Below are 17,950 nucleotides of genomic sequence, written 5' to 3' on the forward strand. Positions count from 1 at the left end.
TCGTTTCACAGCGCAGTTCGCACAAAGAGTCAGGAGCCCTGCCGGTGAGCACGTTCACCCTTCCGCTGCCCGTGGTCGCATTCTTGTTGAAGCCGTACTTCCGTCTGGCTTTCAACTCGCGGCTGCCGTATCGGATTCAACGTCTGTTGCTCGAGGCCGGGGCACCGCTACAGCAGGTTCCAGCGGGCGCCGTAGTGCGCCCGCTGGAGCTGGCTTGCCGACCGGCAGAGAAGATCACCGTCGGCGCAACCGAGCGCCCCACCGCAGTTCTCTACCTGCATGGCGGGGCGTACACGCTGGGTTCGCTGTCCACACACCGTTCTCTCGCAGCTCATCTCGCCCGTGAGTCGTCCAGTGCGGTCTTCACCTTGGACTACCGTCTCGCGCCGGAGAATCCGTATCCCGCCGCTCTCGACGACGCGGTCTCAGCCTTCATGCAGTTGGTCACCGAGTTCGACTATTCGGAAGACCGCGTTGCCATCGCCGGCGATTCAGCCGGTGGCGGCCTGGCCGCGGCGACCGCTATTCGTCTGATCGAGCGTCACGGCGTGACCCCCGGCGCGCTTGCCCTGATCTCACCGTGGGTCGATCCCGGCGATCGGGGTGCTAACAAAAAGGCCGACCTGGTGGTCAACACAGCGTGGTCCTTCGACGCCGCCGACGCCTACCTTGCCGGAGGCGACCGTACTGATCCCGGCTACGCACCGATGCACGGCAAGCTCGACGGGTTGCCACCCACCAGGATTCACGTCGGTTCCGAGGAAGTCCTCTACCCGCAGATCATGACGTTCACCGACAAGCTCGCCGCTGCCGGCGTCGATGTGTCCCTGGTCGAGTACGCAAGACTCTGGCACGTGGCTCACGCACAGGCGTCACTGGTGAAGGAAGCAGCAGACGCCGTTTCCGACCTCGGCCAGTTCATCGCATCGAAACTGATTCGTGCCAAGGATGATTCGAGTTCAGCAGTAGGCTCGAACAGTCACTGACGGCTGGGACACCCGTCCATGTCACTGACGGGTGTCCCACCAGGTGCGGGCGACTTCCGAGGCTGACGCCTTGCCGGTCCGCACCTGCTCGATCATTGCGGCGAGATCGGTGGTGGACAGTTCACCGGCAACGACGCTGAGCGCCTTGACAGCCGAATCTCCCAGTGCGCCCGCTCGAAAGAGCGGAACGACATTCTGCGCAGCCAGAGCGTGATTCGAATCAGCGAGCACTGTGACGGCATCGGATTGTGCCAACGCCGACAGCGTCGTGGTTCCGAATACTTGTGCACCGGGTACGTCTGCCGGCGTTGCCTGATCGACACCGGCGAAGACACACTCGGCGCCCTCGGCCAACTGTTCCACTGCCCCGTCCTCGACGAATCTCGCGGAGACGAGCGGCGTCGCCGCGGCACACGAAGGAGCAAAGGCTTCTATCGTCTTCGCTCCCAACGACTGTGCGTATCCGGTGTCGAGTGCGAGGACCGCACGATCTTCGGCCATCGCATAGTCGGAGACCGAAAGACCCTCCGGCAGAGAGCGACTCAAGGCTTCGAAGACGTCGTCGGCCTTGCGGGCCGGGGATGACGGGTCGTAGTGATCGAGCAGCGCGCCGGTGAACTCGGGCACCAAAGTGACTCGCGCTGCGTCCAGAGCCTCGAGTGATTGGTTTCGGCCACCACCCACCGATTCGACGCGAGCCGACAGGCCGGAGGAGGAGAGCACCGTCGAATACACCTCGGCCAACACCGAACTCTCCACCGATGCGTCAGCAGCCACCACGATCTGGTCACGAGACTCCGCTTCGACACCCTCTACCACCGAATCACCGTTTGCGCATCCGCTGAGAATCGGCAGGACCATCAGTGCTGCAACAACAGTCGAATACTTCGTGCGTGTGCTCTTCACTGAAATCCTCACATCCAATCCCATGGATCGAAAACCGTGCCATGTCGGTACCTATCGTTACACTTGTCGGGCGATGCGCGGTAACCAGTCCTGACGCAGCCACTCGGTGGCGGCGCCGTCGAAGTCACTCGGGTGGCTTCGCCACAAGGGAATGGTTTCCGACGCCCGAAACACGGGACGCCCGAAAAACCGGAAGGACGCTCATGCGCACCTCACGATTTCGTTCCAACCGTTGGCTCGTAGCCGCGGCAACCGTTGTCTCTCTGACTGCACTGACAGCGTGCGGTAGCAGCGACGGCGACTCCAACAGCGATCCCAACGCGATCGTCGTCGGCTCCGCCAACTTCACCGAATCCGAGACGATCGCCAACATCTACGCCGAAGCACTGCGTGTCAACGGGTTCGATGTGTCCACGTCGTTCAACGTCGGCAGCCGCGAGGCGTACATTCCGGCACTCAAGGACGGGTCCATCAGTGTCATTCCGGATTACACGGGAAATCTCCTGCAGTACTTGGATCCCGACAGCACGGCCACCAGCTCCGCTGACGTCCTCGCTGCTCTTCCCGCAGCTCTCGGGTCGGAATTGGCAATTGCGACGCCTGCATCCGCCGAGGACAAGGACGCCGTCGTCGTCACGAAGGAAACGGCTGACAAGTGGAACCTGAAGACGATCGCCGATCTGGCTCCGCATTCCGCCGAGGTCAAGTTCGGTGCTCCGGCCGAGTTCCAGGAACGTCCAGCCGGATTGCCCGGTTTGAAGTCCAATTACGGCCTCGACATCTCGGCAGCCAACTTCGTTCCGATCGCCGACGGCGGTGGACCGGCAACCGTGAAGGCTCTCTCCTCCGGTGACATCACCGCGGCAAACATCTTCACGACGTCGGCCTCCATCCCGGAGAACAACTTCGTGGTTCTCGAAGACCCGAAGAACAATTTCCCGGCTCAGAACGTGGTGCCGGTGCTGCGTGCCTCGAAGTCTTCCGACAAGTTGAAGACGGTCCTCGATGCGGTGTCCGCCAAGCTCACCACCGAAGAGTTGTTGGCACTCAACGTCCAGGTGTCCGGCGACACCAAGACGGAGCCGGCAGCGGCGGCCAAGGCGTGGGTGACGGCCCAGGGCCTCGACAAGCCGGTCTCGTAGTCACGTGATCACCTTCGAGGGCGTCACCAAGCAGTATCCGGACGGCACCACCGCCGTCGACCGTCTCGATCTCACCATCGAGGCCGAGTCGTTCACGGTGTTCGTGGGGCCGTCCGGGTGCGGCAAGACGACGTCAATGCGCATGATCAACCGGATGATCACACCGACGTCGGGCAAGATCTTCGTCGACGGTCGTGACATCGCCCAGACCGACGCGGTGAAGCTGCGTCTCGGCATCGGGTACGTCATCCAGAACGCCGGCTTGCTTCCGCATCGCACCGTGATCGACAACGTCGCAACAGTTCCGGTACTGCGCGGTGAGTCCCGCCGCGCAGCGCGCAAAGCCGCGTTGGGGGTACTCGAACGAGTCGGTCTGGACATCTCCCTTGCCACCCGCTATCCCGGACAACTCTCGGGTGGGCAGCAACAACGTGTGGGAGTTGCGCGAGCATTGGCTGCCGATCCGCCGATCCTGTTGATGGACGAGCCCTTCAGCGCCGTCGACCCGGTGGTGCGTGAGGATCTGCAGACCGAAATGCTCCGTCTTCAAAGCGAACTGAAGAAGACGATCGTCTTTGTCACCCACGACATCGACGAGGCAGTCAAACTCGGTGATCACATTGCCGTCTTCGGTCCCGGCGGGCGGCTTCAGCAGGTTGCGGCACCTCGCGACGTGTTGGCCGCACCGGCAACGGATTTTGTCGCCGGATTCGTCGGACGCGATCGCGGCTATCGGGGATTGTCGTTCCGCGCTGCCGACGAGGTTCCGTTGCACCCTGTACGCACGGCCGTCGAGAACGAATTGAAGGCTCTGCGTCTCGAATTGGGCGAATGGGTTCTCGTGGTCACGGACAACGGAACTCCGCAGGGATGGATCGACGTGACCGGCGTCGAAGGCCTGCGCTCGGGACGAACCCTTGCTCAGTCGACGTCTGCCGGTGGTTCGCTGTTCTCCCCCGGCGGCGATCTCCGCCAAGCACTCGATGCGGCAATCTCGTCGCCTTCCGGTATCGGCGTTGCCGTCGACGGCGAGGGAGCGGTCATCGGCGGGATCCTCGGTTCCGAAGTCGTGGCGAAATTGGCAGATCAGCGTCGACGCGAGGACGAGGAACGCAACCGCGTCGCCTTCACCGAGGGATTCGGGTCGTAGCGGCATGCGCTGGCTCATCGACAATTTCTCGACGGTCGTGGATTACTCGAAGACCCATCTGTATCTGGCACTGCTTCCTTTGCTGATCGGTCTCCTGATTGCCGTTCCGGTCGGAACAGCGATCCGCAACGTCAGATGGCTGCGCCGAATCACGTTGACCCTGGCGAGCATTGCGTTCACGATTCCGTCGCTCGCGCTGTTCGTCACCATCCCCCAGTTGTTCGGACTCAAGACCCTTGATCCTCTCAACGTCGTGATCGCACTCAGCGTGTATGCGACGGCACTGCTCATCCGGGCTGTACCCGAAGCACTCGACTCGGTGCCGGACAACGTCATCGACGCCTCCACCGCCGTCGGTTTCACACCGCTACGACGCGCTCTGACGGTCGAGTTGCCATTGGCGCTGCCGGTGATGATCGCGAACATCAGAGTTATTGCCGTTACCAATATTTCGCTGGTGTCAGTCGGATCTCTGATCGGAATCGGCGGGCTTGGAGTCCTGTTCAAACAAGGCTACGACCGCGACTATCCCGACCAGATCGTTGCGGGCATCATCGCGATCGTCGTGCTGGCACTGGCGCTCGATCTGATCCTGTATCTGATCGGCCGATTCCTGACCCCGTGGACCAGAACGTCGACCTCGTCGAAGGTTCCCGCCGTCCTGTCAGCCGAGGGGGAACCCGTATGAGCATCTTCACCGGGGCCTGGGACTTCATCGTCGATCCCGGAAATTGGAGCGGCGACACCGGAATCGGCACCCGCATCCTCCAGCACCTCTGGTACAGCGTTCTGGCCGTGGCACTTTCGGCTGTGATCGCGGTGCCCATCGGATTACTCATCGGCCATCTGCGTCGCGGTGAGATCGTGGTCGTCAGTCTGGTCAACGCACTGCGGTCACTGCCCACTCTCGGCCTGCTGACCTTCCTCGTTCTTCTCATGGGTCTGGGAGTGATGCCGCCGATTCTCGCCCTCGTCATTCTTGGTATTCCCCCACTACTCGCCGGCACGTACGCCGGAATCGCCAGCGTCGACCGCGGCGTCGTCGAGGCCGCACGGGCGATGGGTATGACCGAACTCCAAGTGCTCTTCCGCGTCGAGATACCCAATGCGCTGCCATTGATTCTCGGCGGACTGCGTAACGCAACACTGCAGGTGATTGCCACGGCAACGGTCGCCGCCTACGTCAACCTCGGCGGCCTCGGCCGGTACATCTTCGACGGTCTCGCACTCTACAAGTACGACCGAGTCGTCGTCGGCGCAATCCTGGTCGCGGTTGTGGCTCTCGTCGTGGACGGCTTACTGGCGCTGGTGGTCTGGGCATCGGTTCCCGGGACCGGCAGGCTGCGCCGAACACCCGACCTCACTCGTCTGTAGCTCTCGGTACACACGAAAAAGCCCCGATCGGAACCTTGTGTGCGGGTTCCGATCGGGGCTTTCGTAGTCCCTCTTAGCTGGTCACGCCCTCAGCATGCGCTGCGGCCGCGACGGCTTCCGCTACTGCGGGTGCCACGCGAGGGTCGAGTGGGCTGGGGACGATTTTGTCCGCCGCCAACTCGTCGCCGACCACCGACAGGATTGCCTCGGCGGCAGCGAGCTTCATACCTTCGGTGATGCGACGGGCGCCGGCGTCGAGCGCGCCCTTGAAGACACCGGGGAAGGCAAGAACGTTGTTGATCTGGTTCGGGAAATCACTACGGCCCGTCGCCACGATCGCCGCGTACTTCGACGCGGTTTCGGGGTGAATCTCCGGGTCCGGGTTGGAGAGTGCGAACACGATCGACTCGGGAGCCATCGAAGCGATGAGCTCCTCGGGGATCTTGCCCGCCGAGACACCGAGGAACACGTCAGCACCTTCGAGAGCCTCGATGGCACCACCATGCAGGTCACGGGGATTGGTGCGGGCCGCGAGTTCTGCCTTCACGTCGTTGAGGTCGCTGCGCTCACCCGAGATGATGCCCTTCGAGTCCAGCACGATGACGTCGCTGATTCCGGCGGCAAGCAGGATGTTCGCGCAGGCAACACCCGCAGCGCCGGCGCCGGAGATGACGACCTTGAGTGTGGTGATGTCGCGGCTCTGGACCTTCACGGCGCCCTTGAGTGCCGCGAGGACCACGATGGCGGTTCCGTGCTGATCGTCGTGCATGACGGGGCAGTCGAGAGCTTCGATGACGCGCTTCTCGATCTCGAAGCAACGCGGCGCCGAGATGTCCTCGAGGTTGACCGCGCCGAAGCTCGGACGCAGTCGGATGAGCGTCTCGACGATCTCGTCGGGATCCTTGGTGTCGAGAACCAGCGGAATGGAGTTCAGTCCGGCAAAGTTCTTGAACAGTGCCGACTTGCCCTCCATGACGGGCAGCGACGCGCGGGGGCCGATGTCGCCGAGTCCGAGAACCGCGGTGCCGTCGCTGACCACGACGACGAGTCGGTTGGTCCACGTGTATCGATCGGCAAGGGTTTCGTCTGCAGCGATGGCGCGGCTCACCTGAGCAACACCCGGCGTGTAGGCGATCGAGAGGGCCCGCTGCGTATCGAGCGGTGCTGTGGTCTCGACCGAGAGCTTGCCACCGACGTGAGCGGCAAAGATTTCTTCGTCGGTCAACTCGACCTTGGGTACGTTGATGGCTTCAGTCACGAGGGACACGATGACACTCCTGATTAGTCCAGCCTCAAGTGGGGCTGGGTTACTGGGAAGTAATCCTTCGGACCGCTGCGAAACTACGTTCACAACGGTCAGAGATCATTTCTTCCGCGAACGACTACTGAGAAGAAGAGCATTCGGCGTGCGCGAGAAAGTGGGCCGCAATACATCCGAAGCGTCATGGTGTGGGGCGGGTGAGCCCTGGCGTATCCATGCAATCTAGGTTTCGGGAGAAATTCTGACGAAACCTGCACTTCGGGGCCGGGCTGTGGCGCCGCCTCGAAGTAACTCCAGTTTGCCACCAGAGTCGGATCACAATCAAATCCTCCAAGCGGTCGGATTCCTCACCACACTCGAACCCGAGCCGTCATCCCCACCGTGCCATCCCCACCCAGTCATCCCCACCGTGTCATCCCCACCCAGTCATCCCCACCCAGTCATCCCCACCGTGTCATCCCCACCCAGTCATCCCCACCACTGCGTCACCAACAACAGCCCCGCCACCACGAGCACGACCACCGATCCGGCAACCGCCGCGATACCCCGCCTGCGGTCGCACCAGATCTGCGCGGCGAGAGCAACCACCGAGGCCGCAATGTGCGCGGTGATCGACGTTGTTCCCGGACCCGGGAATCCGCGGTTGCCGCCCAGATATGCCGAACCGATGATCACGAGTGTCAAGACCACGATTCCGGCCGCCACGGTGCCACTCAGGGCGCGTAGAGCGCGGACCAGCAGCCATTGTCGTTTGTCGGCGGGATAGTCGTAATCGTCTTCGTACTGATAGTCCTGATATTCCTGGTACTGGTAGTCGTCCTCGTACCTGTCGTTCCGGTCGTACCTGTCGTCGTATGTCATCTCTTACGCTCCCGCGACGAATCCGCGGACTGATTCCGCAATGAGTTGAACCGCGATGGCGGCGAGCAGAAGACCGGCGATGCGTGCCAGCAGACTGATGCCACCCTCGCCCAGTATCCGGATCAGTGCGGTCGAGAAGCGCAGGACCACGAACAGCACGAGGTGGATGGACAGAATCGCCAACGCGATCGCCAGATACGACGCCGCTTCACCGTCGGCCTGGGCGACAAAGACGATGACGGCCGCTATCGCACCGGGACCGGCCATCATCGGCGTTCCCAGAGGAACGAGTGCGACGTTGACGTCGTCGGCTCCCTGCGGACGGTTGGAGGCCTTTCCGGTCAGCAGTTCGAGTGCGATGAGAAGCAGCAGCAATCCGCCGGCGCCCTGCAACGCCGGAATGCCGATGTGGAGGTAGTTGAGGATCGCCTGACCGCCGATGGCAAAGACCGAGATGACCGCCAGGGAGACGGCGGGGGCCTGCCATGCCGCTCGATTGCGATCTTCACGACTTTTACGTCCGACGAGTGACAAAAACACCGGGATGACTCCGGGCGGGTCCATGATCACGAACAGCGTGATGAACACGGTGAGGTAGAGCGTGGTGTCGAGCATCAGCGCCCCAGTACCTCCACGCCGGTGGCAGCCGAGACGAGTTTGTCGAACTCGGCTTCGTCCGTGAGCTCGTCGCCGAGTCCGATCGTCTTGTTCTCGCCGTGGTAGTCAGAGGATCCGGTGACTGCCAAACCGAGGTCGACAGCCAGGCGGCGCAGGACGTCACGATCGTCGCTGCGATGGTCCGGGTGATCGACTTCGAGACCCCCGAGACCCAGATTGGCCAGATCGCGGATGTGGTCGAGCGCAAGCAATCCGCCGCGCGAACGGGCCCGTCCATGCGCCAGGACGGTCACTCCCCCGGCGGCTGCCACCAGTTCGACGGCGTACTCGAGCGGAGTGTCGTACTTGGGAACGTCGTATCGTCCTCGACTGGACAACAGGTCGGAGAAAGCCTCACTGATGCTCGACACCACTCCCGCTCGCATCAGGGCCGCTGCGACGTGCGGGCGTCCGACGGACGGACCGGCGTCAGCCAAGATCTGATCGGGATCGACGGGCAGACCGTCACGCGCCATCATGGTCGTCATCACCCGGATACGTTCGACGCGTTCGGCGCGCAGTCGCTCACGTTCTTTTGCGAATTCGGGGTGCGTCGGATCGAACAGGTACGCCAGAAGATGTACAGCGACCGGCCAACCACGCTCACCTCGACCTTCGCACGACATCTCCATCCCACGAACCAGGCTGACGCCGGCCGGCAAGGCCTGCGCCGCCTCGGCCCAGCCCGAAGTCGTGTCGTGATCGGTGATGGCGACGACGTCGAGTCCGGCGTCGGCTGCGGCGCGCATGAGGGCAGCCGGGGTGTCGGTGCCGTCCGATGCGTTGGAGTGGGTGTGAAGATCTATTCGCACTGTTCCAGTGTGTCAGCAATCGGCAACTTCATCGCGCTCCGGTGGGCGAGCCGGAAGCTGACGTACGATTACGCCGCAGCGGCAGCGCAATTCGATCAGGTGTCGCTGTAGTGCCGTTCCCCTGCCGTTCCACTGCATTACAGACCGAGAAGGAGCGAGCGTGCCAACCATGCCGTCACTGCCGAATTGGTCGAACGGCAAATCGACGCAAGCCGATGCGCCCAAGATCCCCGTTCCGGCAGCCCGCGCGATCGTCGACTGCGCGGTCTACGTGGACGGCGTGCGGTTGCCGGGCAAGTACACGCACCGCGCTGCGTTGGCCGAGGTTCGTAGTCGCGACAACGCGTTCGTCTGGGTGGGCATGCACGCTCCCGACGAAGGTCAGATGCAAGATGTCGCAGCAACTTTCGGACTCCACGAGCTGATGGTCGAGGATGCTGTCCATGCACACGAGCGCCCGAAACTCGAACGCTACGACGACGTCATGTTCCTGGTGCTGCGCACGGTCGTCTACGTACCGCACGAGTCCGTCGCGACGGCGAGCGAGATCGTCGAAACCGGCGAGATCATGGTGTTCGTCGGCCCCGACTTCGTGGTGACCGTCCGGCACGGGGATCACTCCGAACTGGCAAGCGTGCGCAAGTCACTCGAGCAGAACCCCGAGCGCCTCACCATGGGCCCGTTCGCGGTGTTGCACGCGATCACCGACCACGTCGTCGACAGCTATCTCTCCGTCATCCAACTCGTCGAACAGGACGTCGACAGCATGGAAGAGTTGGTGTTCAACCCGCGGAACACCGTTGCCGTCGAGCACATCTACCTGCTCAAACGTGAAATCGTCGAACTACGACGCTCGGTCACTCCACTCGGATTGCCACTGCTCCAGCTGACCCAGCCCGCGGGCGGCCTCGTCCCGAAGGAGATCCGGCGATACTTCCGTGACGTACGAGATCACCACACGATCGTGGCCGAACGTATCTCGGAATACGACGAGGTGTTGAGTTCGCTGGTCGACGCCGCACTCGCGAAGATCGCGGTGCAGCAAAACACCGACATGCGCAAGATCTCCGCGTGGGTCGCTATCGCCGCCGTGCCGACCGGCGTTGCCGGTATCTACGGGATGAACTTCGAGAACATGCCGGAACTCGGTTACAAGTACGGCTATCAGTCCATCCTGTTCCTCATCGCGTCGGTGTGTGTCGGCTTGTTCTTTCTCTTCCGTCGCAACAACTGGCTGTGAACCTCGCACGCTGACTCCCTGTACTTGCCACCGTCGCAGGCGGACAATGGATATGGGTACGCATTTTCATTCCGTTCCCGAAATCCATTTTGCGACAAGCAAATTCAGATCCAAGGAGAAGTGGAGGAGCAACCATGCCTACAGTCGAGCAATCCGTGGAGATCGCGTTGCCACCCAAGGACGTCTGGGAGTACATCGCCGTCGCCGAGAACTGGCCCAACTGGGAGAATTCGATGGTCGAGTGCAAACAGATCACCGACGGCCCGATGGGCGTGGGAAGCCGCTGGCACGGTGTCTCGCGAATCCTGGGCAAGCGTCTCGAGTGGACATCCGAATTCACCGAGTACGACCCACCGAGATCGTCGAAATCGACGTCCGTCGAAAGTCCGGTCAGCTTCTCGCAGACCACGACCTGCGAAGAAGTCGGTGACGGCACTCGGGTCACCTACCGACTCGACAGCGAAAGCGGCCTGGGAGGAGTATTCGGCAAGATGGCCGACCCGATCGTCACGAAAGCATTTTCACGGACGGTTCGGGTAAGTCTCGAGAACTTGGCGGACATCCTCGTGCACGCCGAATGATCTGACGGACAAAGCGCCAGCGCAGCTAGAGCGAGGCAGCGGAACGGTGCGGATCGCGGATGTCGATCCCCGCCTCGGTCCACGCTTCCCTCAGTGCCTCCGCGCCGCGCAGACGCACCCAGGCGGCTTCGGTACCGGTCAGGGGGACCACACCAAGGAAGCGCACCGGGTCGAACGGCTCCGGCAGCGTCAGGTCTTCGATCCCGCTGTCACCGAGAAGCACCGCCGTGAACGCAGTGTCCTTCCACAGCGGCTCGCCCAGGTCCAACAGTGCGTCCTCGAGCAGCACGACGCCTTCGACGGACGGCGCCGCGGCCAGCACCGCGAGCGTCCTGGCCACACCTGACGCCACACCGGTGCCACCGCGCAGCGTGAGTACCAACTCGGCGCGGGGTCCGCGTGTGGGGTCTGCGACCAGTTCGTTGGGGTCGCCCATCGGATGACGCGAGCACCCCAGTGTGACGTAGCGGACCAGGCCGTCGGGTGATTCGAAACGCAGCACGTCCAGCGGTTCGACACCGAGGAACGTCACCGAGGCCGCGGTGGGGTCCGGCCCCTCGATGCTGCTGACGAGATGGGCCCGGACGGAAGATACGACGCTGTCTGACACTCGTCCATCTAAACACCGTGCCCGCGAGGTTCGCAGCGCAGATACCTCGCGGTGGCGGTAGCGTCGTCGAAATGGTCTCCGTTCTCGCTGTCAGCGACGAGACCGTCGAATTCCTGTGGAGCAGTCAGGTTCGTTCACTCGGAGTCGACGTGATCCTCGGCGCGGGCGATCTGCCGTTTGCGTATCTGGAGTACCTGTCCGATCAGCTGAATGCGCCTTGCGTGTTCGTTCCCGGAAACCACGACGCCGATCTGTCCGGATATTCGAACAAGAGATCGGGTTGGACGCGGGCCGGGATGCCGGCGCAGTGGCCAGGGCCTACCGGCGCTGTCAACGCCGACGGACGCATCGTGACCGTCGCCGGTCTGCGGATCGCGGGCCTCGGTGGTTCCATCCGGTACAACACCGGCCCCAATCAGTGGTCCGAGCGCCAGCAGAGTCGACGCGCTCGCTCGCTCACCTGGCGAAACGCTTGGCAATCGAGACTTCCCGGCAGTCGGAGGGGCGTGGATGTGCTGCTCACCCACAGCCCCGCCCGTGGCGTCGGCGACGCCGAGGATCGACCACATCGAGGGTTCGAATGCCTCACGCCTTTGATTCACAACCTTGATCCGACGGTCATGGTCCACGGACACATCCATCCGCACGGGCGAACACCTCTCGATCTGGAGGTGGGCCGGACTATCGTGCTCAATACCGTCGGCTTCACGCTGATGGAGATTTCCCCAGGTACTCCGCCGACGATCGTGAGGCGCCGACATGGCTCGTGACACCGGTTTTCCCACAGCCGACGCGGAAAACGACTTTGCTCGTCAGCGTCGACGCGCCGACGTGGCACGTCTGGTCAGTTGGCTACGACGCGAACCGGACGACGTCAACGCGATCCTGCCGTTCGACGAGGTTGTCGCCGCTCTCGGCAAGGTCGGCGAGAAGTCTCTGGGTCTGCAGGTCGTCACCATCGAATCGATCGTCGGAAGTGTCGACCGCACAGGTGATTTCGACAGGTACTTCCGGCCGACGTCAACTCACTCTCGTGCGCGTTGGGAACGGCTTGCCGTGGCGCAACGACGCGGCGAATCGGTGCCACCCGTTCAGTTGTACCGTGTCGGCTCCATGCACTTCGTGATCGACGGACACCACCGAGTGTCCATTGCGTGTGCGATGCACCAGAAGACAATCGATGCGTACGTCACCGAGATCATCACGCGTATCTCGCCGGAAGGCATCACTCAGCGCGCCGATCTGCTCATCAAGGACCATCGCCGACTCTTCCTCACTCGCGTTCCGCTGCAGGGTTCACAACGCGAAGCTGTCCAGGTCACCGACCCGTGGGAGTACGCCGAACTCAGTGAGTGCGTGGAGGCGTGGGGTTTTCGGCTCATGCAGGAAAAGGGTGAGTTCCTCGGCCGAGACACGGTCGCCCGGCGCTGGTTCGGCGAGGAGTTTCTCCCCGTCGTGCGAATGCTGAGGGGCGCCGACATGTTGCCCGAGCACACCGATGCCGAGGCGTACTTGTGGATCGCCCGGGAGCGGTACCGGTTGGTGCGGCGCCACATGTGGAACGACGAGATCGTGGCCGAACTGCGCGATCGAGCACCCCGAAAGCACAAGCCCGCTACGTAGATGCAGTGAAGCGAACCTCGCGGTTCGGGATCTTCGGGTGCATGAACTTCAGCAACGAACGCGCTTCTTTCTCGATGGACGCGAGGGCGGTCTTCGGTTGCTGCGCAAACAGAGTCGCACCCAACTCGACCGTCTCCTTTGCCGGCGTCACCGTCGCATATCCCACCACCTTCCCGCGCACCAGGATGGCGGGCTTGATGATGCCGTTCACGGTGAAGACGCGAGTTCGGTACTGCTCGTCCATGATTCGAGATCGGTCGGCGTGCGAGAGCAAGATGTTGTCGAACGGTGCAAGGATTCTGACCGGGGGTGTTCCGGAGGTCGGTCGTGGCGCGTCCGGCAGGTCGAACACCTCGGCCCCATTCTCGTTGACAAAGGTGACCAAGCCGGGTCGTAGCCGCTCGAATACTTCGGCGAGTCTCGTGAGCCCTGACCACGCTTGGGCATCTTTCACACTCGCGGGCCCGAAGGCCGCCAGATAACGAAGCACCATCACATCCGGATCCGGAGTCGAACTCACTTCCGTGCCAAGCCAATTCTCCAAGGTCGTCAGTGCCGGTGCTCCGGATCGTCCCCACAGGCCTCGCGGTGGGACCTGCACCATCGGCAGAAGTCCTCGAACGCCGTGCGCCAGCCCCTCGGCCGCGTGGCCGGGAAAGCGCTCTGCCAGTATCGGTCTCATCTGCATTTGGGTGAGCGGCCCGTCCGCTACGAGGTCCCGTCCCGCCCGCGCCAGAGCGTCGAGATCCAACCCGGTGAGCGCCGCACGCTGTGTGCTGTTGGTGTGGAGATCGCGTTCCATGATCGTCTGAACCGTGGCCCGGAATGGGCCCGCATCCGCGGCCGAAAGAGCAAAGACCGTGCCCCGCATGGCAACAAGCCGCACCACCTGGCGCTTCTCGACAAGGGTGGAGAGGTCTTCTGCCGCAAAGTTCTTCAGCCGCGCCCACAGCGCCAGGTAGGGCGGGTTCGGCGCCTGGGCCTGCAGACCTGCCAGGTGCTCGATCGCATCCAACGCACTGACCTCGGCCCTCCGCAGCAGGAACTGCCGCGCCAGAGTCGCCAGGTTGAGCTCGCGATCGGTGATCAGTGCAGCCATCGACAACTCCTCAACGATCGTGGTCAGTGGCGGTGACGATCTGGAACGGTATCTCGACTCGCGCGAGGGTTCCGGACTCTTCACCCGGTCCGACCGAGAACGAGCCACCCGCGGCAACCACTCGCAGTTCGTGCGAGAGCAGTCCGATGTGCCCGGCAGCCCGTCGTTCGGCAATCCGATCGGCGCTGATCCCCCGACCGTCGTCCGAGACCACGAGCACCGCACGGTGGTCCAGTCGTGCAAGCTCGATCCGGACGTTCTGCGCGCCGGCATGTTTGACGACGTTGCCCAGAAGCTCTCGGGTGGCGCCGAACAAGACCTCGTCGGCAGACGTGCGTAGATCGTCGTTCCAGCCCGAAGTGTCGACGTCGACCACTACTCCGCCGCGTCCCTGCGCCGATCGCGCGAGGTCCCCGATCGCGCGGGCAAGGCCCACGTGGACGAGAACTGTGGGATGCAGTTCCGAGACGGACGATCTCAACAGCGTGGTCGCTTCACCGAGCGCTTTTCCGGCTCGCGCCAAAGCGACAGGCTCCGCACTGTCTGCCAATTCGTCGAGATCCATCCGCGCGGCGAGAACGTACTGGAGCGCCCCGTCGTGCAACTGCTCGGACAGTTCCGTGCGCTCTCGCTGCTCGAGCCCCATGAGTTCGGCCAGAAGGCTGGTTCGATGCCCGACGAGTTGTCCGATGGTCAACACGCGTGATCTTTGAATCCGAGTCAGTCCGATTGCGCCTGCGCCCACTCCGGCCAAGGCCATGGTGCTCAGCAGGATCGACGGCCACGGCTCGGAGTTCGAAGTCATCGTTGCCCAACTGGAAACGAAGAACACACCGATCGTGCAGGCAACGACGCCGACACACACGTCCGTCCGCAGTTGCGTACACGCCAGAACCGGAATGACGAAGAGCCCGTTACTCAAGATGTCGGCGGTCCAACTCTGCTCGGCCGCGAGACCGGTCAGCAATGTCAGAGTTGCGAGCACGGCAAGGTCGACGAACAAGCCGAGCCAGATCATCGTCACCGGGCCTGTGCCGCCCTTGCGGATCCACAGCGCCACGGCTGCCGACCAGAGTGCATAGGCGCCCAGAATCGCGAAACACCATCCCGCGTCGTTCATCGGCGGGACGAAAATCAGTGTCAGGGCGATGAACAGCACCAGAGCGCCGCGCACCGTCAGTTGGAGGTACGCACCGCGGTAGGCGTGTTCGCGCATGATCCGCTCGAGGTCCGGGCCACCGGGCAGGTGCTCGGTTCGTACCGAGGATTCGTTCATCTGTCCTCCTGTGCCGCCCATCCCAGTTCCCTGTGAATGAGCTTCGCACACGAGATTTCACAATCAACCCGCAATACCGTGAATGGCACAGCATTCACCGAACCTCGAAACCACGCAGGAGTGCTCATGATCTCGACCCGAGCAAGCAAGCGCCGCATCGCCACTCGATTTGCCGTCGCCGGCGCCCTGGCAGCGGCGCCGATCGCCGTGGTCGCCGGGACAGCGCAAGCCGCCCCGGCCTCCACCCATCACGAACAATTCGGCCGCCTGGTCCCCCTACCCGAACCGGCCGACGCAGCGCCCGGCCCCGAACAGGTACCGCTCCCCTGGGGCGCGACGTATTCGGTCACCTTGCCCGGGTAAAGGTCACAGCAGCAGATTGGCTCCCGTACCGCCGTCGAACACTGCGATCTTGGCGGGATCGAACCAGAGATCGACAGACCTGCCCTGGGCCACCGTGGACTCGGACGAGAGCCTGGCAACCAGTTGACCGCCACCAGCGACGGCCGTTCCCGAATCGGCAGCGAGTTCCTCGAGTTCACGAGAGTTGACGGCGGGGCCACCAGCGAGGAAATACGCGTACTTGTCCGAACCCATCGATTCCAGCACGTCGACGTCGACGGTGAACGTCCCGCCGTGCGGCTTCTGCGCTGCATCGACCAGCGCCACGTCCTCGAAATGCTCCGGTCTGATACCGACCACCACGTCCTTGCCCGAACCGCTGCCCGAGATCTTCGACTGCGCCGCCGCTGGCAGGCGAACATCGCCGATCGGCGTGCTCACACCGTCGGCCGTCAACTGTCCGGGGAAGAAGTTCATGGACGGGGACCCGATGAATCCCGCCACGAACAGATTGTTCGGACGATCGTAGAGTTCCTGCGGCGCACCGATCTGTTGCACGATTCCGCCGCGCAGCACGACTACCCGATCGCCGAGCGTCATCGCCTCGGTCTGGTCGTGGGTCACGTAAATCGTTGTCGTACCGAGTCGCTGCTGCAGACGGGCGATCTCCGTCCTCATCTGCACGCGCAGTTTCGCGTCCAGGTTCGATAGCGGCTCGTCCATGAGAAACGCCTTCGGGCTGCGCACGATTGCGCGTCCCATCGCGACACGCTGACGCTGACCGCCCGACAGGTTCGCCGGTTTGCGATCGAGATGCTGGGTGAGGTCGAGGACCCGCGCAGCGTCGTCGACCTTGGCGTTGATCTCGTCCTTGGACATCTTCGCCAATGTCAGTGGGAAAGCGATGTTCTGACGCACCGTCATGTGCGGATACAGCGCATACGACTGGAACACCATCGCGATGTCGCGGTCCTTGGGGGCGCGTTCGTTGACGCGTTCACCCGCGATCCGCAACTCACCGGTCGAAATGTCTTCCAGCCCGGCAATCATGTTGAGCGTCGTGGATTTTCCACAACCGGACGGGCCCACGAGAATGATGAATTCTCCGTCGGCGATGGTGATGTCGACATCACTGACCGCCTTGGCTCCGTCCGGGTACAGCTTGGTCACCTTGTCCAGCACGATCTCGGCCACAGGCTTATCCCTTCACTGCGCCGGAAGTAAGCCCGGCCACGATACGACGTTGGAAGAACAGAACAAAGATGATGATCGGAATGGTGATGACCATGGCGGCCGCGGCGATCGACCCGGTGGGCTCCTCGAATTGTGAAGCGCCGGTGAAGTTTGCGATGGCCGCAGGGGCGGTGATGGAGCGTTCGGTCGACGTCAGCGAAATCGCGAACAACAGGTCGTTCCAGCAGAAGATGAACACCAGGATTCCCGCAGTGACGATGCCGGGCGCGGCCAGTGGAGCCACCACCTTCCGGAACGCCTGCCCCGGAGTCGCGCCGTCCATCTGCGCCGCCTTTTCGAGTTCCCAAGGAATCTCTTTGAAGAACGCCGAGAGCGTGTAGATCGCCAACGGCAACGCAAAGGTGATGTACGGCAGGATGAGTCCGGCCCAGGTGTCGAAGAGTCCGAGCCGTCGTTCGATGTCGAACAGCGGGCTCACCAATGAAATCTGCGGGAACATCGCGATCAGCAGGGCAACAGCCACCAGCAGCTTCTTGCCCGGAAAATCCAGGCGCGCAATCGCGTAAGCAGCCATGGTTCCGATCACCACGGCGATGACCGTCGAGATGAGTCCGATACCGATCGAGTTGATCAGAGCACTGGTGAAGGCGCTGGTGTCGAAGATTCCTCGGTAGTTGTCCAGGGTCCACTTCTCCGGAATGAACTTGCCGTCCTTGATGGTTCCGGCCGGTTTGAAGGACAGGCTGGCGATCCACAGGACGGGAACCAGCGCGTACAGCAAGACCAGAAGGTTGACGACGGACCAGCTGATCTTGAGTCTGGGAGTCACGGTCATG

General features: G+C 62.8%; 20 protein-coding genes. 10 read left to right on the top strand and 10 right to left on the bottom strand.

All coding sequences use genetic code 11. The annotated features are described in order from the left end of the window. The first annotated feature begins 44 nt into the window (after positions 1–44). Entirely contained in the window at positions 45–986 is a 942-nt protein-coding gene (locus M0639_RS19995; protein WP_064075767.1) for an alpha/beta hydrolase fold domain-containing protein, read from the top strand. A gap of 21 nt (positions 987–1,007) precedes the next feature. Here the strand turns inward: M0639_RS19995 and M0639_RS20000 are convergent, their stop codons facing one another. Continuing rightward, positions 1,008–1,892, bottom strand: a complete 885-nt coding sequence (locus M0639_RS20000) for an ABC transporter substrate-binding protein (protein WP_064075766.1) — start codon at positions 1,890–1,892, stop codon at positions 1,008–1,010. A gap of 203 nt (positions 1,893–2,095) precedes the next feature. Here M0639_RS20000 and M0639_RS20005 point away from each other — a divergent pair, with 203 nt between their 5' ends. Genes M0639_RS20005 through M0639_RS20020 form a run of 4 tightly spaced genes read left to right on the top strand, consistent with a single transcriptional unit; the run spans position 2,096 to position 5,558 of the window. Beyond that, positions 2,096–3,034 carry an ABC transporter substrate-binding protein gene (locus M0639_RS20005; RefSeq protein ID WP_003945094.1) on the top strand — a complete coding sequence of 313 codons (939 nt, stop codon included), beginning with the start codon at positions 2,096–2,098 and terminating at the stop codon, positions 3,032–3,034. A gap of 4 nt (positions 3,035–3,038) precedes the next feature. Further along, complete coding sequence (locus M0639_RS20010; protein WP_003945084.1) at positions 3,039–4,184, top strand: ABC transporter ATP-binding protein; 1,146 nt, start codon at positions 3,039–3,041, stop codon at positions 4,182–4,184. A gap of 4 nt (positions 4,185–4,188) precedes the next feature. After that, complete coding sequence (locus M0639_RS20015; protein WP_007736121.1) at positions 4,189–4,872, top strand: ABC transporter permease; 684 nt, start codon at positions 4,189–4,191, stop codon at positions 4,870–4,872. Beyond that, positions 4,869–5,558 (top strand): ABC transporter permease, encoded by a 690-nt coding sequence (locus M0639_RS20020; protein WP_003945081.1) that lies wholly within the window; start codon positions 4,869–4,871, stop codon positions 5,556–5,558. Before M0639_RS20015 ends, M0639_RS20020 begins: the two co-directional genes overlap by 4 nt. A 73-nt stretch (positions 5,559–5,631) precedes the next feature. Here the strand turns inward: M0639_RS20020 and M0639_RS20025 are convergent, their stop codons facing one another. From M0639_RS20025 to M0639_RS20040, 4 genes are all read right to left on the bottom strand, one after another. Beyond that, a complete protein-coding gene (locus tag M0639_RS20025; protein WP_003945072.1) occupies positions 5,632–6,825 on the bottom strand; it encodes an NAD(P)-dependent malic enzyme in 1,194 nt (397 codons plus the stop codon). Between the two features lie 462 nt (positions 6,826–7,287). After that, the gene (locus M0639_RS20030; protein WP_007736120.1) at positions 7,288–7,680 is read right to left on the bottom strand and encodes a hypothetical protein; all 393 of its coding nucleotides are present in this window, start codon (positions 7,678–7,680) and stop codon (positions 7,288–7,290) included. A 3-nt stretch (positions 7,681–7,683) separates the two neighbouring features. After that, on the bottom strand, positions 7,684–8,298 hold the full coding sequence (locus tag M0639_RS20035; protein ID WP_164490628.1) for a MarC family protein: 615 nt from the start codon (positions 8,296–8,298) through the stop codon (positions 7,684–7,686). Continuing rightward, positions 8,295–9,149, bottom strand: a complete 855-nt coding sequence (locus M0639_RS20040; protein WP_064075557.1) for a PHP domain-containing protein — start codon at positions 9,147–9,149, stop codon at positions 8,295–8,297. The genes M0639_RS20035 and M0639_RS20040 overlap by 4 nt, the downstream gene beginning before the upstream one ends. 169 nt (positions 9,150–9,318) lie before the next feature. On the opposite strand from M0639_RS20040, the gene M0639_RS20045 reads away from it, so the two are divergent. Continuing rightward, complete coding sequence (locus M0639_RS20045; protein ID WP_007736118.1) at positions 9,319–10,389, top strand: magnesium and cobalt transport protein CorA; 1,071 nt, start codon at positions 9,319–9,321, stop codon at positions 10,387–10,389. Positions 10,390–10,523: 134 nt separating this feature from the next. Then, a complete protein-coding gene (locus M0639_RS20050) occupies positions 10,524–10,970 on the top strand; it encodes an SRPBCC family protein (RefSeq protein ID WP_007736117.1) in 447 nt (148 codons plus the stop codon). A gap of 25 nt (positions 10,971–10,995) precedes the next feature. Here the strand turns inward: M0639_RS20050 and M0639_RS20055 are convergent, their stop codons facing one another. Continuing rightward, positions 10,996–11,580, bottom strand: coding sequence for a suppressor of fused domain protein (locus tag M0639_RS20055; protein ID WP_007736116.1), 585 nt, complete (start codon positions 11,578–11,580; stop codon positions 10,996–10,998). A 71-nt stretch (positions 11,581–11,651) separates the two neighbouring features. Here M0639_RS20055 and M0639_RS20060 point away from each other — a divergent pair, with 71 nt between their 5' ends. Both M0639_RS20060 and M0639_RS20065 read left to right on the top strand, forming a co-directional pair. Continuing rightward, on the top strand, positions 11,652–12,350 hold the full coding sequence (locus tag M0639_RS20060) for a metallophosphoesterase family protein (protein WP_064075556.1): 699 nt from the start codon (positions 11,652–11,654) through the stop codon (positions 12,348–12,350). After that, positions 12,340–13,203 (top strand): hypothetical protein, encoded by an 864-nt coding sequence (locus tag M0639_RS20065; protein WP_003945080.1) that lies wholly within the window; start codon positions 12,340–12,342, stop codon positions 13,201–13,203. Before M0639_RS20060 ends, M0639_RS20065 begins: the two co-directional genes overlap by 11 nt. Here M0639_RS20065 and M0639_RS20070 read toward each other — a convergent pair. Then, a complete protein-coding gene (locus tag M0639_RS20070; RefSeq protein ID WP_064075555.1) occupies positions 13,196–14,302 on the bottom strand; it encodes a winged helix DNA-binding domain-containing protein in 1,107 nt (368 codons plus the stop codon). The genes M0639_RS20065 and M0639_RS20070 overlap by 8 nt on opposite strands. Before the next feature lie 10 nt (positions 14,303–14,312). Then, complete coding sequence (locus tag M0639_RS20075) at positions 14,313–15,578, bottom strand: sensor histidine kinase (RefSeq protein WP_064075559.1); 1,266 nt, start codon at positions 15,576–15,578, stop codon at positions 14,313–14,315. 126 nt (positions 15,579–15,704) lie between these two features. Between M0639_RS20075 and M0639_RS20080 the strand changes: the two genes are divergently transcribed. Further along, positions 15,705–15,941: a hypothetical protein gene (locus M0639_RS20080; protein ID WP_007736112.1), complete on the top strand. Its 237-nt coding sequence runs from the start codon at positions 15,705–15,707 to the stop codon at positions 15,939–15,941. Between the two features lie 3 nt (positions 15,942–15,944). On the opposite strand, the gene M0639_RS20085 is transcribed toward M0639_RS20080, so the two are convergent. Both M0639_RS20085 and M0639_RS20090 read right to left on the bottom strand, forming a co-directional pair. Next, a complete protein-coding gene (locus M0639_RS20085) occupies positions 15,945–17,114 on the bottom strand; it encodes an ABC transporter ATP-binding protein (RefSeq protein WP_003945069.1) in 1,170 nt (389 codons plus the stop codon). Between the two features lie 4 nt (positions 17,115–17,118). Continuing rightward, the gene (locus M0639_RS20090; RefSeq protein WP_003945075.1) at positions 17,119–17,949 is read right to left on the bottom strand and encodes a carbohydrate ABC transporter permease; all 831 of its coding nucleotides are present in this window, start codon (positions 17,947–17,949) and stop codon (positions 17,119–17,121) included. Position 17,950 lies beyond the last annotated feature (1 nt).

This window comes from Rhodococcus qingshengii JCM 15477, assembly GCF_023221595.1.
In the GTDB taxonomy this organism is placed as follows: domain Bacteria; phylum Actinomycetota; class Actinomycetes; order Mycobacteriales; family Mycobacteriaceae; genus Rhodococcus_F; species Rhodococcus_F qingshengii.

What these genes read in the sequence shown, in the direction of transcription:
- M0639_RS20015 (WP_007736121.1), top strand. Translation starts at nt 4,189, where the DNA reads ATGCGCTGGCTCATCGACAATTTCTCGACGGTCGTGGATTACTCGAAG.
- M0639_RS20045 (WP_007736118.1), top strand. Translation starts at nt 9,319, where the DNA reads ATGCCGTCACTGCCGAATTGGTCGAACGGCAAATCGACGCAAGCCGAT.
- M0639_RS20030 (WP_007736120.1), bottom strand. Translation starts at nt 7,680, where the DNA reads ATGACATACGACGACAGGTACGACCGGAACGACAGGTACGAGGACGAC.
- M0639_RS20080 (WP_007736112.1), top strand. Translation starts at nt 15,705, where the DNA reads ATGATCTCGACCCGAGCAAGCAAGCGCCGCATCGCCACTCGATTTGCC.
- M0639_RS20050 (WP_007736117.1), top strand. Translation starts at nt 10,524, where the DNA reads ATGCCTACAGTCGAGCAATCCGTGGAGATCGCGTTGCCACCCAAGGAC.
- M0639_RS20070 (WP_064075555.1), bottom strand. Translation starts at nt 14,302, where the DNA reads ATGGCTGCACTGATCACCGATCGCGAGCTCAACCTGGCGACTCTGGCG.
- M0639_RS20090 (WP_003945075.1), bottom strand. Translation starts at nt 17,949, where the DNA reads ATGACCGTGACTCCCAGACTCAAGATCAGCTGGTCCGTCGTCAACCTT.
- M0639_RS20005 (WP_003945094.1), top strand. Translation starts at nt 2,096, where the DNA reads ATGCGCACCTCACGATTTCGTTCCAACCGTTGGCTCGTAGCCGCGGCA.
- M0639_RS20065 (WP_003945080.1), top strand. Translation starts at nt 12,340, where the DNA reads ATGGCTCGTGACACCGGTTTTCCCACAGCCGACGCGGAAAACGACTTT.
- M0639_RS20060 (WP_064075556.1), top strand. Translation starts at nt 11,652, where the DNA reads ATGGTCTCCGTTCTCGCTGTCAGCGACGAGACCGTCGAATTCCTGTGG.
- M0639_RS20020 (WP_003945081.1), top strand. Translation starts at nt 4,869, where the DNA reads ATGAGCATCTTCACCGGGGCCTGGGACTTCATCGTCGATCCCGGAAAT.
- M0639_RS20075 (WP_064075559.1), bottom strand. Translation starts at nt 15,578, where the DNA reads ATGAACGAATCCTCGGTACGAACCGAGCACCTGCCCGGTGGCCCGGAC.